The 15962-nt window shown below is 42.4% G+C and carries 19 protein-coding genes; all 19 read left to right on the plus strand.

The genetic code is table 11. From position 1 onward, the window contains the following. The 19 genes from T546_RS0110370 (at position 1) to T546_RS0110465 (ending at position 15955) form a co-directional block, all read left to right on the plus strand. Entirely contained in the window at positions 1–603 is a 603-nt protein-coding gene (locus tag T546_RS0110370; protein WP_026891552.1) for an indolepyruvate oxidoreductase subunit beta, read from the plus strand. Further along, the gene (locus T546_RS23305) at positions 593–1453 is read left to right on the plus strand and encodes a hypothetical protein (RefSeq protein ID WP_026891553.1); all 861 of its coding nucleotides are present in this window, start codon (positions 593–595) and stop codon (positions 1451–1453) included. Before T546_RS0110370 ends, T546_RS23305 begins: the two co-directional genes overlap by 11 nt. Positions 1454–1475: 22 nt before the next feature. Next, positions 1476–1781: an acyl carrier protein gene (locus T546_RS0110380; protein ID WP_026891554.1), complete on the plus strand. Its 306-nt coding sequence runs from the start codon at positions 1476–1478 to the stop codon at positions 1779–1781. 2 nt (positions 1782–1783) lie between these two features. Next, positions 1784–2521, plus strand: a complete 738-nt coding sequence (locus T546_RS23310) for an enoyl-CoA hydratase/isomerase family protein (RefSeq protein ID WP_051629739.1) — start codon at positions 1784–1786, stop codon at positions 2519–2521. Between the two features lie 19 nt (positions 2522–2540). Beyond that, entirely contained in the window at positions 2541–2963 is a 423-nt protein-coding gene (locus T546_RS23315) for an acyl-CoA thioesterase (protein WP_330371915.1), read from the plus strand. A gap of 4 nt (positions 2964–2967) precedes the next feature. Beyond that, a complete protein-coding gene (locus tag T546_RS0110395) occupies positions 2968–3585 on the plus strand; it encodes a hypothetical protein (protein WP_026891555.1) in 618 nt (205 codons plus the stop codon). Then, positions 3585–4289 (plus strand): enoyl-CoA hydratase/isomerase family protein, encoded by a 705-nt coding sequence (locus tag T546_RS0110400; protein ID WP_051629742.1) that lies wholly within the window; start codon positions 3585–3587, stop codon positions 4287–4289. Before T546_RS0110395 ends, T546_RS0110400 begins: the two co-directional genes overlap by 1 nt. 17 nt (positions 4290–4306) lie before the next feature. Beyond that, on the plus strand, positions 4307–5419 hold the full coding sequence (locus tag T546_RS0110405) for a 3-oxoacyl-ACP synthase III family protein (protein ID WP_026891557.1): 1113 nt from the start codon (positions 4307–4309) through the stop codon (positions 5417–5419). 15 nt (positions 5420–5434) lie between these two features. Next, positions 5435–6832, plus strand: a complete 1398-nt coding sequence (locus T546_RS0110410) for a B12-binding domain-containing radical SAM protein (protein WP_026891558.1) — start codon at positions 5435–5437, stop codon at positions 6830–6832. Positions 6833–6839: 7 nt separating this feature from the next. After that, positions 6840–7946: a 3-hydroxyacyl-CoA dehydrogenase family protein gene (locus T546_RS0110415; RefSeq protein ID WP_026891559.1), complete on the plus strand. Its 1107-nt coding sequence runs from the start codon at positions 6840–6842 to the stop codon at positions 7944–7946. A gap of 10 nt (positions 7947–7956) precedes the next feature. Then, positions 7957–9183: a beta-ketoacyl-[acyl-carrier-protein] synthase family protein gene (locus tag T546_RS0110420; protein WP_026891560.1), complete on the plus strand. Its 1227-nt coding sequence runs from the start codon at positions 7957–7959 to the stop codon at positions 9181–9183. A gap of 2 nt (positions 9184–9185) precedes the next feature. Further along, the gene (gene rfbB / locus T546_RS23320) at positions 9186–10187 is read left to right on the plus strand and encodes a dTDP-glucose 4,6-dehydratase (RefSeq protein WP_034598877.1); all 1002 of its coding nucleotides are present in this window, start codon (positions 9186–9188) and stop codon (positions 10185–10187) included. Between the two features lie 14 nt (positions 10188–10201). After that, the gene (locus T546_RS0110430) at positions 10202–10684 is read left to right on the plus strand and encodes a flavodoxin domain-containing protein (protein ID WP_026891561.1); all 483 of its coding nucleotides are present in this window, start codon (positions 10202–10204) and stop codon (positions 10682–10684) included. A gap of 5 nt (positions 10685–10689) precedes the next feature. Continuing rightward, positions 10690–11388 carry a 4'-phosphopantetheinyl transferase family protein gene (locus tag T546_RS0110435; protein ID WP_026891562.1) on the plus strand — a complete coding sequence of 233 codons (699 nt, stop codon included), beginning with the start codon at positions 10690–10692 and terminating at the stop codon, positions 11386–11388. Continuing rightward, complete coding sequence (locus T546_RS0110440) at positions 11385–12254, plus strand: NAD-dependent epimerase/dehydratase family protein (protein ID WP_026891563.1); 870 nt, start codon at positions 11385–11387, stop codon at positions 12252–12254. The genes T546_RS0110435 and T546_RS0110440 overlap by 4 nt, the downstream gene beginning before the upstream one ends. Further along, positions 12251–12883 (plus strand): PIG-L deacetylase family protein, encoded by a 633-nt coding sequence (locus T546_RS0110445; RefSeq protein WP_034598880.1) that lies wholly within the window; start codon positions 12251–12253, stop codon positions 12881–12883. Before T546_RS0110440 ends, T546_RS0110445 begins: the two co-directional genes overlap by 4 nt. Positions 12884–13058: 175 nt before the next feature. Then, complete coding sequence (locus tag T546_RS0110455) at positions 13059–14012, plus strand: ACP S-malonyltransferase (protein ID WP_026891565.1); 954 nt, start codon at positions 13059–13061, stop codon at positions 14010–14012. An 11-nt stretch (positions 14013–14023) separates the two neighbouring features. Then, positions 14024–15004 carry a GTP 3',8-cyclase MoaA gene (gene moaA, locus T546_RS0110460; protein ID WP_026891566.1) on the plus strand — a complete coding sequence of 327 codons (981 nt, stop codon included), beginning with the start codon at positions 14024–14026 and terminating at the stop codon, positions 15002–15004. Positions 15005–15061: 57 nt separating this feature from the next. After that, positions 15062–15955: a substrate-binding domain-containing protein gene (locus T546_RS0110465; protein WP_026891567.1), complete on the plus strand. Its 894-nt coding sequence runs from the start codon at positions 15062–15064 to the stop codon at positions 15953–15955. Positions 15956–15962 lie beyond the last annotated feature (7 nt).

The raw sequence follows: 15962 nt of genomic DNA on the forward strand, positions 1-15962 counted from the left end.
ATGAATATATTGATTTCAGCGGTCGGGGGTCAGGGAGCTGTGCTGGCCAGCAGAATTCTTGGCAAGATGGCTCAAAACAGCGGACTGGATGTGAAAGTCTCTGAAGTGCACGGCATGTCTCAAAGAGGCGGAAGTGTAGTTACATATGTGAGGTTTGGTGAAAAGATTCATTCTCCCATTATAGAGAAAGGAACCGCAGATATCATTCTCGCCTTTGAGATGCTGGAAGGCGCCAGGTATGTGGAATGGCTAAAGCCGGGCGGAACCTTAATTACAAGCAGTCAACGGATTGACCCTATGCCTGTAATCACCGGCGCAGCGGAGTATCCGGAAGATTTGGAGGAGCGGTTTCAGGCCTTGCCAATCCATTATAAGATCATTGATGCCCTAACTTTTGCAAAAGAGGCCGGCAATCAAAAGACTGTTAATGTGGTCCTCATCGGGGCATTGGCAGCTATCACTAATATAGAGGAAGAAAAATGGCGTACAGCCATAAAAGAAGCAGTACAGGAAAAATTGGTGGGCATCAATTTAAAAGCTTTTGAACTTGGATATGAAAACAGTAAATCTATGAAAACGAATAGGAAGAATAATGAGATATAGAAAGTCAATCGGTTTCTTAACCATATTAATTGTTATACTGGCTGGAATTGCCGCAGCCGCAGGCATTTTCTTACGGGGTGGAGGAAGAGAGATACCCTTACGTTCCATCCATCAAAATCTGGTGATGGCTTATGGACAGGGACTTTATAGGAATGAGTCTGTATCCATGGCATTACAGGCAAGAGCCCAGGATGTGATAACCCTGGTCTTAGGAGTTCCCACACTGCTGTGGTCGTTCCTTCTTGCAGGAAAAGGTTCTCTAAAAGGCAGATTTCTTCTGCTTGGGCTTTTAGGATACCTTCTCTATACGTATACGACGTATTCCTTTGGAGCTATGTATAACGGACTTTTTTTAGTCTATGTGGCATTGTTGTCGGCCTGCTTTTTCGCCTTTATACTGACGTTTTTGTCTTTGTGGGAAGAAGATATACAGTCCAGATTAGACAAAGGATTTCCTGAAAAGTTTGTAGGGATTATCCTCATTATAACTGCGACATTAGCTGGCATGATGTGGTTAAAACGGATTTGCGTTCCCCTGGTCCATCAGGAAGTTCCAGGAGAACTGGAGCATTACACCACACTGGTGATTCAGGCTTTAGACCTTGCCATCCTCCTTCCCACTGGAATTCTGGCAGGCATTTTACTTATGAAGAAAAATAAGTTTGGCTACCTCTTAGCACCGGTTATGGTGATCAAGCAGATGGTACTTATCATTGTGATCATTGCCATGTTCATCAATCAGTCAATCAATGGAGTTGCTACAGATATATCTGAACTGGTTGGTTTTCTGGTGATTGCGGTTATTCTAAGCAGCTGCCTTTACTTATTTCTAAAAAATATTAAAGAATGAGAAAGAACAAAGGAGATATCATATGAAACTATTAAATGAAGAGACAAAAAAAGAAATTAAAGACATGGTGTACTCATTTTTAGCCGATGAGTGTGAGGTTTCCATCAGTGAGCTGAAAGAGGACTTATCTGTCATTGATGATTTAGATGGGGATTCCCTGATGTTTGTAGAGATGATTGAGCAGTTAAAAAAGAAATACAGTTTAAATATCCAGATGCAGAATATTGGGAAATATCTGCTTAAGAATCCGGCAAACACCATTAAAGAGGTGGTTGAGACAGCCTATCTGGTCTATGAAAAGGAAAATGATATCGTAGAGGCATTATAATCATGAACAGAGAACCGTCTCCCATGGTGGAATATGATACGGCAGGAGAAAACATCGGAGTGTTGAGACTTCATAACGGAAGAGATAATCTGGTGGATCATGCTGTTTTTCTGGATCTTACTGAGCTTAAACAGTGGCTGCAGCAATATTCCTTTCAGGGACTGATTATAACAGGAAACGGAAGGAATTTCAGCAAAGGTGCCAATGTAGAGCGGATCAAAGGGTATAAAGACTGCCCGGAAATACTGGAAGAAGAACTGAATGAAGGAAAGAAAATCTTATCCTACATAGAAGAACTGCCTCTTATCACAGTGGCAGCCATTGAAGGAGCCTGTTTTGGAGCTGGTCTTGAAATTGCCCTTAGCTGCAATTACCGGCTGGCGTCTGAATCCGCCTTATTTTCTTTTCCAGAGGTGACCCTGGGCCTGCTGCCTGGGTTTGGAGGAACCATAAGGCTTCCGAAGCTAATCGGGCAAAGAGCAGCAAAAAAGCTGATTTTATCCGGAGATATGATTAGCGCTCAGGAGGCGCTGCGCCTGGGGCTTGTGGATGAGACCACGGGAAAGAAAGAAGCGTTTTTAAAAGCAGTGGAACTGGTGGAAGGACTTGCAAGACGCTGTTCGGCCAGACAAATGGAATGCTTTGATCACATGATGGATCAGCCAGGGTCTGATTACTGGCCCGTGTACGAGAAAGAAAGCAGATATTTCGGCGAGCTCATAAAGGCCATGGATATCTGACTGGACAGGAGATGATATTATTTTAACCAATCAGTGCTGGTTTGAAGTTCAGGGGCATGAGCTGGATTCTTTCAAACATGTAAATAATTCGGTTTATTTAAATTATTTAGAGACTGTGCGCTGGAATTTCTTTCGGGAGTTTTCCATGATGGAGGACTTAGAACGGGAGAAGCTATATCCGGTTGTCATAGAGGTAAATGTCAAGTATATCAAAGAATTACGGCTGTTTGACCGGTTTGTGATAAACAGCCGTTACTGGATAGAAAACAATTATATTGTATCCGACCATAAAGCGGTATGTGAGGGTCAGAAAACCACCATGATGAAAGCAAAGGTAAAAATGCTTCTTGTGTCAGAGGATCGGATTGTGTACGATATTCCGCCCCATATCAGAGAGATGTTTTCAGCCAAAGAACCAGTCATAGCCCACAGGGGGGAATGATTTGATGGATAACCATATGTTAATCTGCCAGATCAGGACCGAAAGGGATCTGGAACCATTTATAAGCGGAGCGATTGAGACAGGAGAGCATAACATCATTATCCTGCAACTGAAAGAGGACTGTTTCAGTGACCTATCGGGCAGTGATTTTCTAGAGATAAAAAAGGTTCTTTTTAATCCTTATATCATTTCTGTTTTAGTCATTGATTGTGAGTTCTCCATGAGTCTTTGCGAAAAGATGTATGTATTTGATCTGTGCTTTCTCTCCGAAGATTGCGCTATGCGGTATGATCCAAAGCATTTGAGAGGTGTTTATTTTTTACAGCTTCTATTCGCTCCCAAAGCTTCATTCGGAAAAGAAGCCCGGATCATGAATTGTGAAGAACTTATCAATCATGGATTTGCCAATGCAATGTTAAGGAACGAAAGCTTCTATAAAGACTTGGAAACAGAAATGGTAAACCTGACTCTGGAGCGGACGAGAGAGCAGCTTCATGGGATTAAAAGCTGTATGAATGCCTACAAAGACTGCTGTCTGTCAGGAAAAACACTCACCACCGATCCTGAGACCAGTTATTTTTGTAAACTGGCACTTATAAAAACTGAGGAAGATACAAAGTGATGACACATAAATTTAAGACCATTATTTACGAAGAATCGGAAGGAATTGCATATATCTGCATTAATATGCCTCCAGCCAATAAAATGCAATCCCAGTTTCTGTTAGAGATATCAAAGGTCATAGAGGAATATGCCCTGACCACAAGTGCTTCCGGAATCATTATATATGGAAGCGGAAGGCATTTTAGCTCTGGGGCTGATGTGGGAGAGCTGTTGGATTTTATCAGTTCTCATACATCAGTAGAAGATGGTTTGGTAACTCATTATCCCGAATGGTATGTGGAGTGTAAAAAAAGCTTTCGAAAGCTGTTTCATATGGAGATTCCCGTGGTAAGTGCCATAGGTGGCTTCTGCATTGGATCTGGATTTGAACTGGCCTTATCTTCCCATATAAGAATTTGTGAGTCAGGTGCCAGGCTTGGGCTTCCGGAATCTACCTTCGGGCTCCTGCCCGGAGTCAATGGAAACCAGAGGCTTTCGGAAGAAGCAGGATTTTTTCATGCCTATGAAATGATTGTAAAGGGAAGTCTCATTGATTCCCAGGAAGCGGACAAGCTGGGAATGGTCGATCTTCTGGTACCAAGAAAAAGCTCGTTGGATTATGCAAAAAAGCTCATTGCTTTTATCAAGGAACATCGGTGTGATTATAATTTCGCCAATCGGTTTCGTTTCTTAGATGGGTTTAAAGAATACTATTTTACTTAGAGAGGAGAGTCCAGCCGATGGCTATCAATGTAAAATTATCTGGCGCAGGTACATACCTTCCGGGAAATCCCATTGATTTTGACCAAATCAATGATTATCTGGGAGAATTTAAGGAGGCACCTAAAAAGATTAAGAACTGGGCAGGAAGAGTGCAGCCTATTATTAAAGAAATGCTTGGGATCAATCACTGCTACTATGCCTTTGACAATGAAACAAGGACATTTACGGACGACAACTTAACAATGTCTGTCAAAGCGGCTAAAAAGGCCATGGAAGAAGCCGGTGTTTTGGCAAAGGATATTGATCTCTTAATATACGGCGGTGCTTATTCCCATCAGATTCCGCCCATTACGACAAGAATACAGGAAGAGCTGGGGATTGATATGTGCGGAGAAATTCACATTCATTCCAACTGTACCTCCATCTACAAAGCGATTAAGCTGGCCCATGTTATGCTGGCCTCAGGGGAGTATAAGAATGCTCTTGTGATTTCCTCCAGTGTAGCAAGTTCCTGCTTTATCCCGGAATTTTATAATCAGACCCTGATTACCAAAGAAGACATCTTCCTGCGCTGGTATCTCTGCGATGGGGCAGGCGCTATGGTATTTACTGCGGCAAAGGATGAAAAGGAAGGGCTTTATCTGGAAGATACCTACTTTGAATCCACGGGAAGCAAAAAGCTGTCAGCCATGGGAAACAGCTATCCCTATCACTGGACCAATCCTAAGGAGGATTACGAGAAGGGCTATCACCATATCCGTCAGATTTATCTTAATGAAATGCGGGATTATGCCATGGAAGAGAATGGAAAATCCATCTTCTACAATGCTCTGGTTCGTATGCTAAATGAAAAGAACATTGATTTAAAAGACTTAAAGCATTTTGTGGTAAATATGCCCTCAAAGTTTGTGAGAGAGCTGATCATCGAAGAATGTCTGGGCCTTGGGATCCGCAAAGACCAGTTTTACAGTGCCATTGAAGATGTTGGATATGCAGGACCTCCTGCCGCTCTAATATCCATTGACAATTTGTTAAAGGAACACGCCTATGAGAGCGGGGATCTTATTTTCAGCTTTGTCATGGAGGTAAGCAAATTCATGCAGGCAGGTTTTACACTAAGAAAAATATAAAGTGAGGAACAAGGAATGAAAATACTATTGGTAAATCCTCCCATTCCCAGAGTTTTCCGTATGTTTGATTTTGCTGATGACGCCGTAAGAAAATCTTTTGGGAGAAGAGTCATGGTGGGACCGCCTCTGGCTTTAAATGAGCTGGCAAGTATGGTACCTGACGATGAAGTGGTGATTCTGGATCAAAAAACAGAAGAAGATAATATACCGGGATATGATTTTACCCAGGCGTATGTGGAAGAATTAAAACGGTTTTCTCCTGATTTCGTGGGAGTTACCTGCATTACTGCCCAGTATAATTCAGTGCTTAAAATCTTAAATATCACAAAGGAATATAACAAGAACATTTTAACCATGGTAGGTGGCATACACCCCACCCTCTGCCCTGATTCCTTTGCAGGCTCCAAGGCCGATCTTGTTACCGTTGGAATTGGAAAATACAGCTTTAAAAAGATGATAGAGATATTTAAGGCAGATGGCTGGCTGGCCGATTTCAGTCAGATTCCAGGGCTTGGGCTTAATAAAGGGACCAGCCTTTTCTATACCCAGTCCATTTGCAGTCTCAGCACCGAGGATATTAAGGAGCAGCATATTTTGGATACGGTTATGCCAAACCGAAAGCTGACGGATAAATATAATTATACCATTCGGCAGATGGGAAAAAAGATCCACTATATCAGTACCTCCCAGGGCTGCACCCATAAATGTAACTTCTGCAGCATCTGGCAGACCACGGGCGGACGATATTTTCATAAAGATGTGGAATGCATTATCCGGGAATTAAAGACAATGGATGAATATCCTATTATCCGTTTCTGCGATGCCAATACCTTCGGTGATATTAAAAAAGCCAGACTCTTATTCACAAGAATTATTGAGGAAGGATTAAACAACCATTATTATCTGGCAGATGTGCGGACGGATACGGTGATCAAGCATCCGGACCTTATTGAGCTCGCCGTTAAAGCAGGGCTTCGAATTACAATTTGCGGATTAGAGGCCACCAGCAATGAAGAGCTGGAAGCTTATAATAAACAAAACACCATCGAGAATATTTCCGGTGCCTTAAAGTTCTTAAACAGCCTTGGTATCTTAGTCAATGGCAACTACATAGTAAGACCGGAATACGTGGAGTCAGACTTTGACCGGGTGGCACAGTTTGTAAGCGATAATCCCATCTATCATGCCGGATTTACGGTGCTGACTCCATTTCCTGGAACAGACCTCTATGAGACCATGAAAAAGGACATCATCAACCATAATCTGGATTACTACAATCTAACCAATGCAGTCGTGGAGACCGTGCTGCCGGAAGCGAAATTTTATGAGCAGGTTGGAAAATTATATAAAACCAGCAAAGTTGCGGGAGATGAATATCGTCTGAAATACGGAAGCGACCTGCTGGTAGAATAGGATAAGAATGACAATAGGAATTGTTGGATCAGGAAGAATGGGACAGGATCTTTTCTATTCCTTCATGGAGTATGATTGCGAAGTCATACTGGTATCCAGGAACCTGGAGCAAATAGAAAAGATCACGAAGAAAACTCAGAAAATATTAAAAAGAGAACCAGAGCGTATGGGAAAAGGAAGTCCTATGATTACAGACAAGCTGTCTGACTTAGCTGGTTGTGATGTGATTATAGAGACTGTAATAGAAGATTTAGCTGTAAAGCAGGATATCTTTCAAAGATTGGAAGGGATTGCGAAAAGTACTTGTATCTTTGCAACCAATTCTTCTTCTCTTGACGTTTCGGATGTATTTTGTGGCGCAAAGGCAAAAGAGCGATGCCTGGGACTTCACTATTTCTATCCATTAAAATTAATTTCCACAGCAGAAGTAAATGCAGGCCCTGATACAAGTGATGAAACGATAACGGAAATGGTTAAGTTCCTTTTCGTGACGGGAAGAAAGCCTTTGGTATTAAGAGGAGAAAACCGTCTGGTGATGTCAAAGATTTTAATCTCACTGGCCGCATATGCCTATATGCTGTCTTTAGAAGGAGAGCTTACCTTAAAAGAGCTTGACCAGATTACCAAGCAGGTACTTTTATTTGGAATCTTTGAAATGGTGGATTCCACCGGCTTTCCAATTATTTCACAGTGTCTGACCAATCTGCCGGACAAAATTCATTCAGCCCTTTATAAGCCTCTTCTTTTAAAAATTTCTGATCTCAAGAAGCAGGGGAAAGAGGGAAGAAGGGGAGAGGGACTTTTATCCCTGGAAGATTGCCGTAAGAGAGATTCTGCATTTACTGGAAGTCTGGAAGAGTGTTATGAAAAATATGGGATAAGATTTCTTTCCTTTCTGCTTAATGAAATTGCGCGTTACATGGAAGATCCTCTCTTAGACAATAAGCAGTTTCAGGAGAGCGTAGAGGAAGTCTTAGGCCTGTCTGCTTCATTAAAAGCTCTTTATAAGGAATTAAAAGAGGAGAAGCTTTTAGAAACCTTAAAGGCAGAATATAAAAAGTCATTGGATCCGTTGTTTCTTCCGGCAGATTTAAAGGTATATGGTGAACATTAGGGGGGTATCCATGAAAGAAAAAAAGACCGTTATTACAGGTATGGGAATGATAAATGCTTTAGGAAATACTATGGAAGAAAGCTTTTGTAACATGATAAAGGGAGCTTCTGGCGTAAGGCAGATTACGCTGTTCGATCCTTCTGAATTAGAGACGAAGATAGGGGCTCAGGTAGATGACAGCTTTTTAGAAAAGGCAAAAGAGCTGATAAAAAAGAGAGAACGAGGCAAGATGACCCGCTTGACCCAGATGGCGTTGGTCGCGGCAGATGAGGCGGTCAAAGACAGCTTCATTGATTTTGATGCCTGTGACAGAAGCCGGGTGGCTGTGATCTTGGGAATTGTAACCACTGCTTACGGTGATGTGGAGAAAGAAAAATCAGAAAGTAATAGCATTGTAAAATCCATGCCCAATGCTCCCAGTGCCTGGATCTCCATCCGCTATGGGTTAAAAGGACCCAATTTTAATGTTTCCACTGCCTGTGCCTCATCTGCCTATGCAATTGCACTGGGGCAGCAGCTGATTCAATCAGGCCTTGCAGATGTGGTCATTACAGGGGGCGCCGATTCCCATATTCAAAAGGATTATATCAGGGGCTTTAACCAGATCATGACCCTTTCCGTAAAGAATGAAACGCCTAAAACGGCCTGCTGTCCGTTCTCCAAAAACAGGGATGGATTTGTAATGGGAGAAGGGGCTGGCATCATGATCTTAGAATCCGAAGAGCATGCAAAGAAACGGGGAGCCAGAATCTACGCGGAGGTAGGTGGCTGTGCCATAACAAGCGACGCAGGAGATATCACCGCACCGGAAGCAGATGGTGTGATGATGGCAAAGACCATGAAGCTTTCTATGGACCAGGCAGGAGTGAAGCCGGAAGATGTTGATTATATCAACGCCCATGGTACCTCCACTTATTTAAATGATAAATACGAGACCATGGCCATTAAATCCTGTTTTGGGTCCCATGCGGATAACCTTTACGTTTCTTCAACCAAATCCATGATTGGTCATACCGTGGGTGCTTCCGGAGTTATTGAGGGAATTGTTACGGTTTTAACAATGAATCGGGGTATCATTACTCCAACCATCAATTATAAAGAGCCAGACCCGGAACTGGATTTAAATTACGTACCCAATGTTCCAATCCAAAAAGTAGTCAACGTGGCAATCTCTAATTCCTTTGGTTTTGGGGGCCATAATGCCAGCATATTATATAAAAAATACGAAGGAGAATGAAGATGAGAAAATATTTAGTTACTGGCGGTGCCGGATTTATCGGTTCAAACTTCGTGAAATATTTATATGAGAAAGAAAAGGATATCCATGTGACCGTACTGGATAAGCTTACCTATTCCGGTAATATGGACAATCTGGCAGAAGTTATAGACCGGGAAGATTTTGAGTTTGTAAAAGGAGATATCTGCGACTCCAACCTGGTAGAAACGCTGATGGAGGGGATTCATGTAGTGGTCAATTTTGCAGCTGAGGTTGCGGTGGACCGTTCCATTGGAAATACACAGGACTTTTTAATGACGGATGTGATCGGGGTATATGTACTCCTTGAGCATGCCTTAAAGAACCGTGAAACTCTGGAAAAGTTTATTCAGATCTCAACGGATGAGGTGTATGGACAGATTCAGGAGGGAAGTTTTTACGAGACCTCAGAATTAAAACCCAGAAACCCCTATTCTGCCTCAAAGACAGGAGGAGATCGTCTGGCATACAGCTATTATGCTACCTATGGACTTCCTGTCTGTATTACAAGAGCTTCCAATACCTACGGACCCTTCGCTTATCCGGAAAAGGTTATCCCCCTGTTTATCACCAATCTTTATGAAGGAATTTCAGTTCCCGTATTTGGTGACGGCAGTCAGATCAGAGACTGGCTCTATGTAAAAGACCATTGCAGCGGGATTTATCAGGTAATAAAAGAAGGCAGGAATGGAGAAGTGTACAACGTAGGCGGTGCCCAGGAAGTCACAAATCTGGATCTGACAAAACGGATCCTGACTCTTATGGGAAAAGACGAATCCCTGATCCGCTATGTCAATGACAGACCGGGCCATGATCTTCGCTACAGCTTAAATACGGATAAACTAAGGGCTCTCGGCTGGCAGCCCCAATATGATATCACTTCCGGGCTTTCAAAGACAGTGGATTGGTATGTCAATCATGTGGAGTATTGGAAAAAATTAAGAGATGGAATGGATCAGCGATACTTCAAAGGTTTTTGGAATTAAGAGCAGGAGGCAGCATGAAAAATTTAGTACTGTATGCTTCAAGAAATAACACCACGGAGGAAACGGTTTTACGGATTAAGTCACACGCAAATGACCCCATTGATATCTATAAGATTTCAGAGACCGGGGACCTTAATTTATCCCTTTATTCCCATATCTATATTGGTACCGGTATCTATGGCGGGAGGCTTCCTTACTCTGTAACAAGCTATGTAAAGAAAAACAAAGTAGTTCTTCGTCAAAAGCCTGTCACTTTTTTCATTCATGGGCTGGACTCTCAGGACAAATATACAAAGATCGTAGATCAGGGAGTATCCAGATACTTAGAGGGCAATCCCTATGAAAGTATTTACCTGGGAGGAAAACTGGATATCTCCGCCCAGAGCTTTATTATAAAAATGATTTTGATTGAGATCGCAAATAAGAATCACTTTGATCCCAATAATGCGGATACGCGTAAGGAAGAGGCTATTTCAGAACTAATAAAGCGGTTTTAGCCGGTATGTATGGACTTTTTACTCTGATGGATCGTGGGGCGGTGGTTCTCATAAAGGAACATGTGTATCTGGCAGACTTAGACCGGTGCAGAAAAGTAAATGAAATCCCTTTTGAAGCTTATTTATCGAAAGAAGAGAGGGAGCAGTTAGATCATATTACGATTCTGCGGTCAAGAAACAGGGCAATGCTCCGGCGTTCCCTGACCAGAATCATAATAAGCAGTTTTTTAAGCTGTTCCCCAGATACGCTCCGGTTTTGCAGAAATTCCTATGGAAAGCCCTATGTTTTAGAGCCCGTCACTGATTTAACGTTCAATCTATCCCACAGCGAAAATTATCTGGTCCTGATTGCTGATAAGAACCGGGAGGTAGGCATAGATATAGAAACAGCCCATTCCTTACAAAAAAGAAAGTATAAGGATCTGGAGGCCATTTATTCCGGTAAAGAATTAGCCTCTTATGAGAGGCTTTTACCAGGAGAAAAGTATGAGATGTTTTGCAGAACCTGGGTCATGAAAGAAGCGATCACAAAGGCCCTCTCGTTTGGTCTTACCGCTGATTTAGGTGAGATATCACTTCCGGTAGAAGAGGTTTCTTCAGACGCCATACAGTCTTTTGAATGTTACGGTAAGGTGTTAAAGATTCAATGGATCAAAAGAGAAGATTATCAGATTGCAATTGCATATGGGGAGGAAAATATATGAAAGTGCTGATCACAGGCGTCAATGGATTTGTGGGTGGGTATCTTTTTTCCAGACTCAAGACACTGGAGCATGAAATCCATGGACTGGGAATGGAACCGTCTTCTCCTTATGACCTGGACAAATATTACTCGGTCGATATTACAAAGAAATTTCATTTAAATCAGGAGTTTGATGCAATCATTCATCTGGCGGCACTAAACCGTACTACCATTGGTGCAGACATTGACAGTCAGATATTCCATCAGATCAATGTGGAAGGTACAAAAAATCTCATTGAGTCCTGCGGATTTTCTAAGTTTATTTATATTTCCACGGCTGCGGTTTATGCAAGGGATGAAGAAATTGTCACAGAGGAATCTCACATAGCTCCTATGGGAAATTACGCTAAGACAAAATATGAAGCAGAGCTTCTCTGCCAGAAGCTGATCCCCCATAAGAAGCTGATCATTCTCCGCCCTGTCAACATCTCCGGAGCCGGACAAAAGAATATTGCAGCGGTCCCTCTGTTTTTTGAGCGGGCGTTGAATCACGAGGATTTAGAGCTTTCTGTAGCTCCTTCTAAAACCATTCAGTTACTTGATGTAGATGATTTTACTAAAGCCATCTATCAATGCCTTGAATGTTCCGGCAGCGGGATTTATAACCTGGCACCAGAGGATTCTATGACTATGCTTCAACTGGTTACTAAAATTCTTACTCTGTGCAGCTCCAAATCTTCGCTGATCTTAAAGGAAGATAAGGAGGAAGCACCTTCCGTCATTTGTGCAGGAAAGGCTGGGCTGGAGATAAACTTTCGGGCATCAAAGTCCATGAATCAAATACTGGAGAATTACTATAAATCACGAAAGAGAGGAACGAAAGGATGAAAGTACTGGTCATAGCATCCCATATTGATGATGAAGTATTAGGATGCGGAGGAACCATAAAAAAACATACTAAAGCAGGAGACCAGGTTTATGTGGTATTTATCAGCTCTAAAGATTCCAAGCGCTTTGATGAGGCGATTATGAACACAAGAAAAGCTCATGCAAAAAAAGCGGCAGATGTGCTGGGAATACAGGAGATATTCTTCGCAGACCATCCCCTAATCATGTTAGATACCATTCCGCAGCTTGACATCGTAACCTCTCTGGAGCGCATCATCTTTGAAATAAAGCCGGAAGTTCTGTACTGTCATTATGATGCTGATATGAATTCAGACCACCGTATTGTTTCTCAGGCAGCCATGGTCTGGTGCCGTCCGTCAAAAACTCCCTTTTTAAAGAAAGTATTGTTTTATGAAATATTTGCTTCCACCCAAAAGTTTAATCCCAATTACTATGTAGATATCAGCCATGAGATAGAGGATAAGCTGGAGGCTCTTTCTGCATATTCTACAGAAAACAATGTCCAGACAAGAACCTTGGATACCAGCAGGCTGGTAGCAGGATATCGGGGAGCGGAAGTTAATACGGCTTACGCGGAAGCATTTTATTTATACCGGGAAATTGTATAGAGGAACCACTTTTAGTGGGAGAGGAGTGTGGAAAGGTTGTTAAAAGGAATCAAATTGTTATCAATGTGTGTCACAGCTATCATTTTATCTTCCGTCAGCTGGTTTCTATGGGACAAGCGGACCAATAAAATCTATTTTAAAACCAAACGGAAGCATAAAGATATAGGAGACAGTTATGGAACGTAATCTTAAAAATAAAACCAGTATGGCAATGATGTTTGCAGGGATCGGTACGGACTACCGGAAAGCAATTCATAAGCTTCCAGAAAAGGAAAGAGAAAAGATCCGTCAGCTTTCCGCCTTATTAAAAGACAGATATGATCTGGATATTGATTCCTACTTAGATGGTGATCCCCTGGATACGGAAAATAATTTTTATAACTGGCTATCCATCTACACCTGTGACTATGTTATCTACCAGTGGTATGCCTCTCAGGGCGTGGTGCCGGACTATCTCATCGGATACAGTATGGGGCTCATAACAGCGCTGGCCTGCAGTCATGCCATTACATTTGAAGATGGGGCCTTTTTGCTTTATGAAATCAACCAAAAGGAAAGTAATAAAGAAGGTATGGCGACCATCATCGGATTTGAGAAGGAGGCGCTTGGTGAGATCATAAAGGATAGCTATTGTGAGGACAAGGTATATATAGCCTGCGAAAATAATCCCTATTGTTTTGGAATCTCAGGATATGAAAGTGCTATTCGGACTGTTTGTGAGATGGCAGCAGAAAGAGGTGCTCTTAATATCTATGCCATTGATTCTAAATTTGCATTCCATACTCCTCTTTATCATACAAAGGAGAGAGATTTATCCATCAGTGTAGAAAAAATCAAAATGTTTGATTCCGCCATTCCCGTAGTATCCAGTATTGATCAGAGCATTCGATGGACAGCGAAAGATCTTTCGGAGGAATTGATACGGAACATGTACAGTACCATGAAATGGGGGAAATCAATTACCCTGCTCTCACAGTCAGGAACCAAAGGTTTTATTGAGGTGGGACTTGGAAAGGGATTGACGAAAATATCAAGATCCATGGAAGATACCTGTCGGTTTGATACCTTTGATACGGTAAGTAAAGACATTGCCAGTTATGCCACTGTTGGAGTATCGGTGCATGCTTAAAAGGATAAGAAATGATAGATCAATTCAAAAGAGACATCAATTATATAAGAATATCGGTCACAGACAGGTGTAACCTGGCCTGCGTATACTGTATGCCAAAGGACGGTGCTGTCTTTCTTCCAAAGAGCGAGATACTGACTTTTGAAGAAATCATCAGGCTATGCCGCTGCTTTGCCCGATTGGGAATTAAGCATGTGAAGATTACAGGCGGGGAACCACTCGTCAGGAAGGATATCATTTCCCTGGTGGGAGAGATGAAACGGTTGGAAGGAATCAGCCGTGTTACCCTGACTACCAATGGAGCCCTATTAATGGAGCACCTCCCTGGCCTTTTTGCAGCAGGATTAGACGGGGTAAATATCAGTCTTGACACCTTAGTCTCAGACCGATACAAACAGATTACAAGAAGAGACTGCTTTCATCAGGTGTACTCTGCCATAGAAGAAGCGGTTAAGTACAAAGAATTACAGGTTAAGATCAACTGTGTCCCAATGGCTGATACATCAAAAGAAGATATAAAAGGTCTGGTGGGACTTGCTAGAAGAAATCGGTTGAGTGTTCGGTTTATCGAGATGATGCCCATTGGACTAGGTAAGAATTATACCTTCTGCAAAGAAGAGGAGCTTCGCACCCTGATCACTCACACCTACGGAGAGATGACTCCCATTCCTTCGGCAAAAGAAGGCGGCCCAGCCCGTTACTATTCCTTACCAGGATTTGTTGGTTCCATCGGGTTTATCAGTGCCATGTCTCATAAGTTCTGTAACGAATGCAACCGGATTCGACTGACCGCGGACGGATATTTAAAGACCTGCCTCCAATATGAAAAAGGCTGGGATTTAAAATCCATATTAAGACGGGAAACCAGTGATGTCACCTTGGAACGGGCCATTGCACTTGGTATTTATGGAAAGCCAGATGGACACAGCTTTCATACTCCCCAGTACCCGGAGTACTATGAGCAGGATTATATGTCCCAGATCGGTGGATAAGGAAAATGCAGTCTCAAAGCAATTAACAATAATAAATAGGATAGGACGGAACAAACGATGAAATGTGTACGAATGATATTATTAAGCCTTATGGTATGTATCTTATTAATGGGATGCGGCACTGTCAAGACCTCAGAAACAACGGCACAGACCCAGCCTGTAACAACCACTGGAGCAGGTAAGAGTAATGAGGCGGTTCCGGTAAAAGGTAAAATTATCTTATCCACGACCACAAGTACCCAGGACTCCGGGCTTTTAGATGTGATTCTACCGGATTTCACAAAAAAGACAGGCTGGGAAGTGGATACCGTAGCAGTTGGCACCGGGGAAGCATTAAAGATGGGAGAAAGCGGTGAGGCAGATGTTCTACTTGTTCATGCCAAAGCAAAAGAAGAGGAGTTCATCAAAGCTGGTTATGGTGTAAAACGATACGATGTCATGTATAACGACTTTGTGGTGGTAGGACCAACCGGGAAGATAGAGCCAAATGAAGACGTTAAGACAACGTTCCAGACTATTTTTGACAATCAGTATCCCTTTGTTTCCAGAGGAGATGATTCGGGGACCAATACAAAAGAGCTTTCTATTTGGAAATCCTTAAATCTTACACCCGATCAGAATCCTAATTATCTAAGCTCTGGTCAGGGAATGGGAGCGACGCTTCTTATGGCAGATGAAAAAGGTGCCTATACCTTATCCGACCGTGCCACTTGGCTGACGACTAAAGAGAAAACTTCCATGGATATTATCTGTGAAAAGGATACACAGCTTCTTAATTATTATGGAGTCATTGCGGTAAATCCCAAGCAGAATTCCAAGATCAATGAGGAGGGAGCAAAGGACTTTGTAGACTGGATTCTATCCGATGATACCCAAAAGCTCATTGGAAGCTATGGAATAGAAGAATATGGACAATCCTTATTTACTCCCAATGCAGGGGCCAATGAGTAAAGGAGCA

Source organism: [Clostridium] aerotolerans DSM 5434, from assembly GCF_000687555.1.
GTDB classification, from domain to species: Bacteria; Bacillota; Clostridia; order Lachnospirales; family Lachnospiraceae; genus Lacrimispora; species Lacrimispora aerotolerans.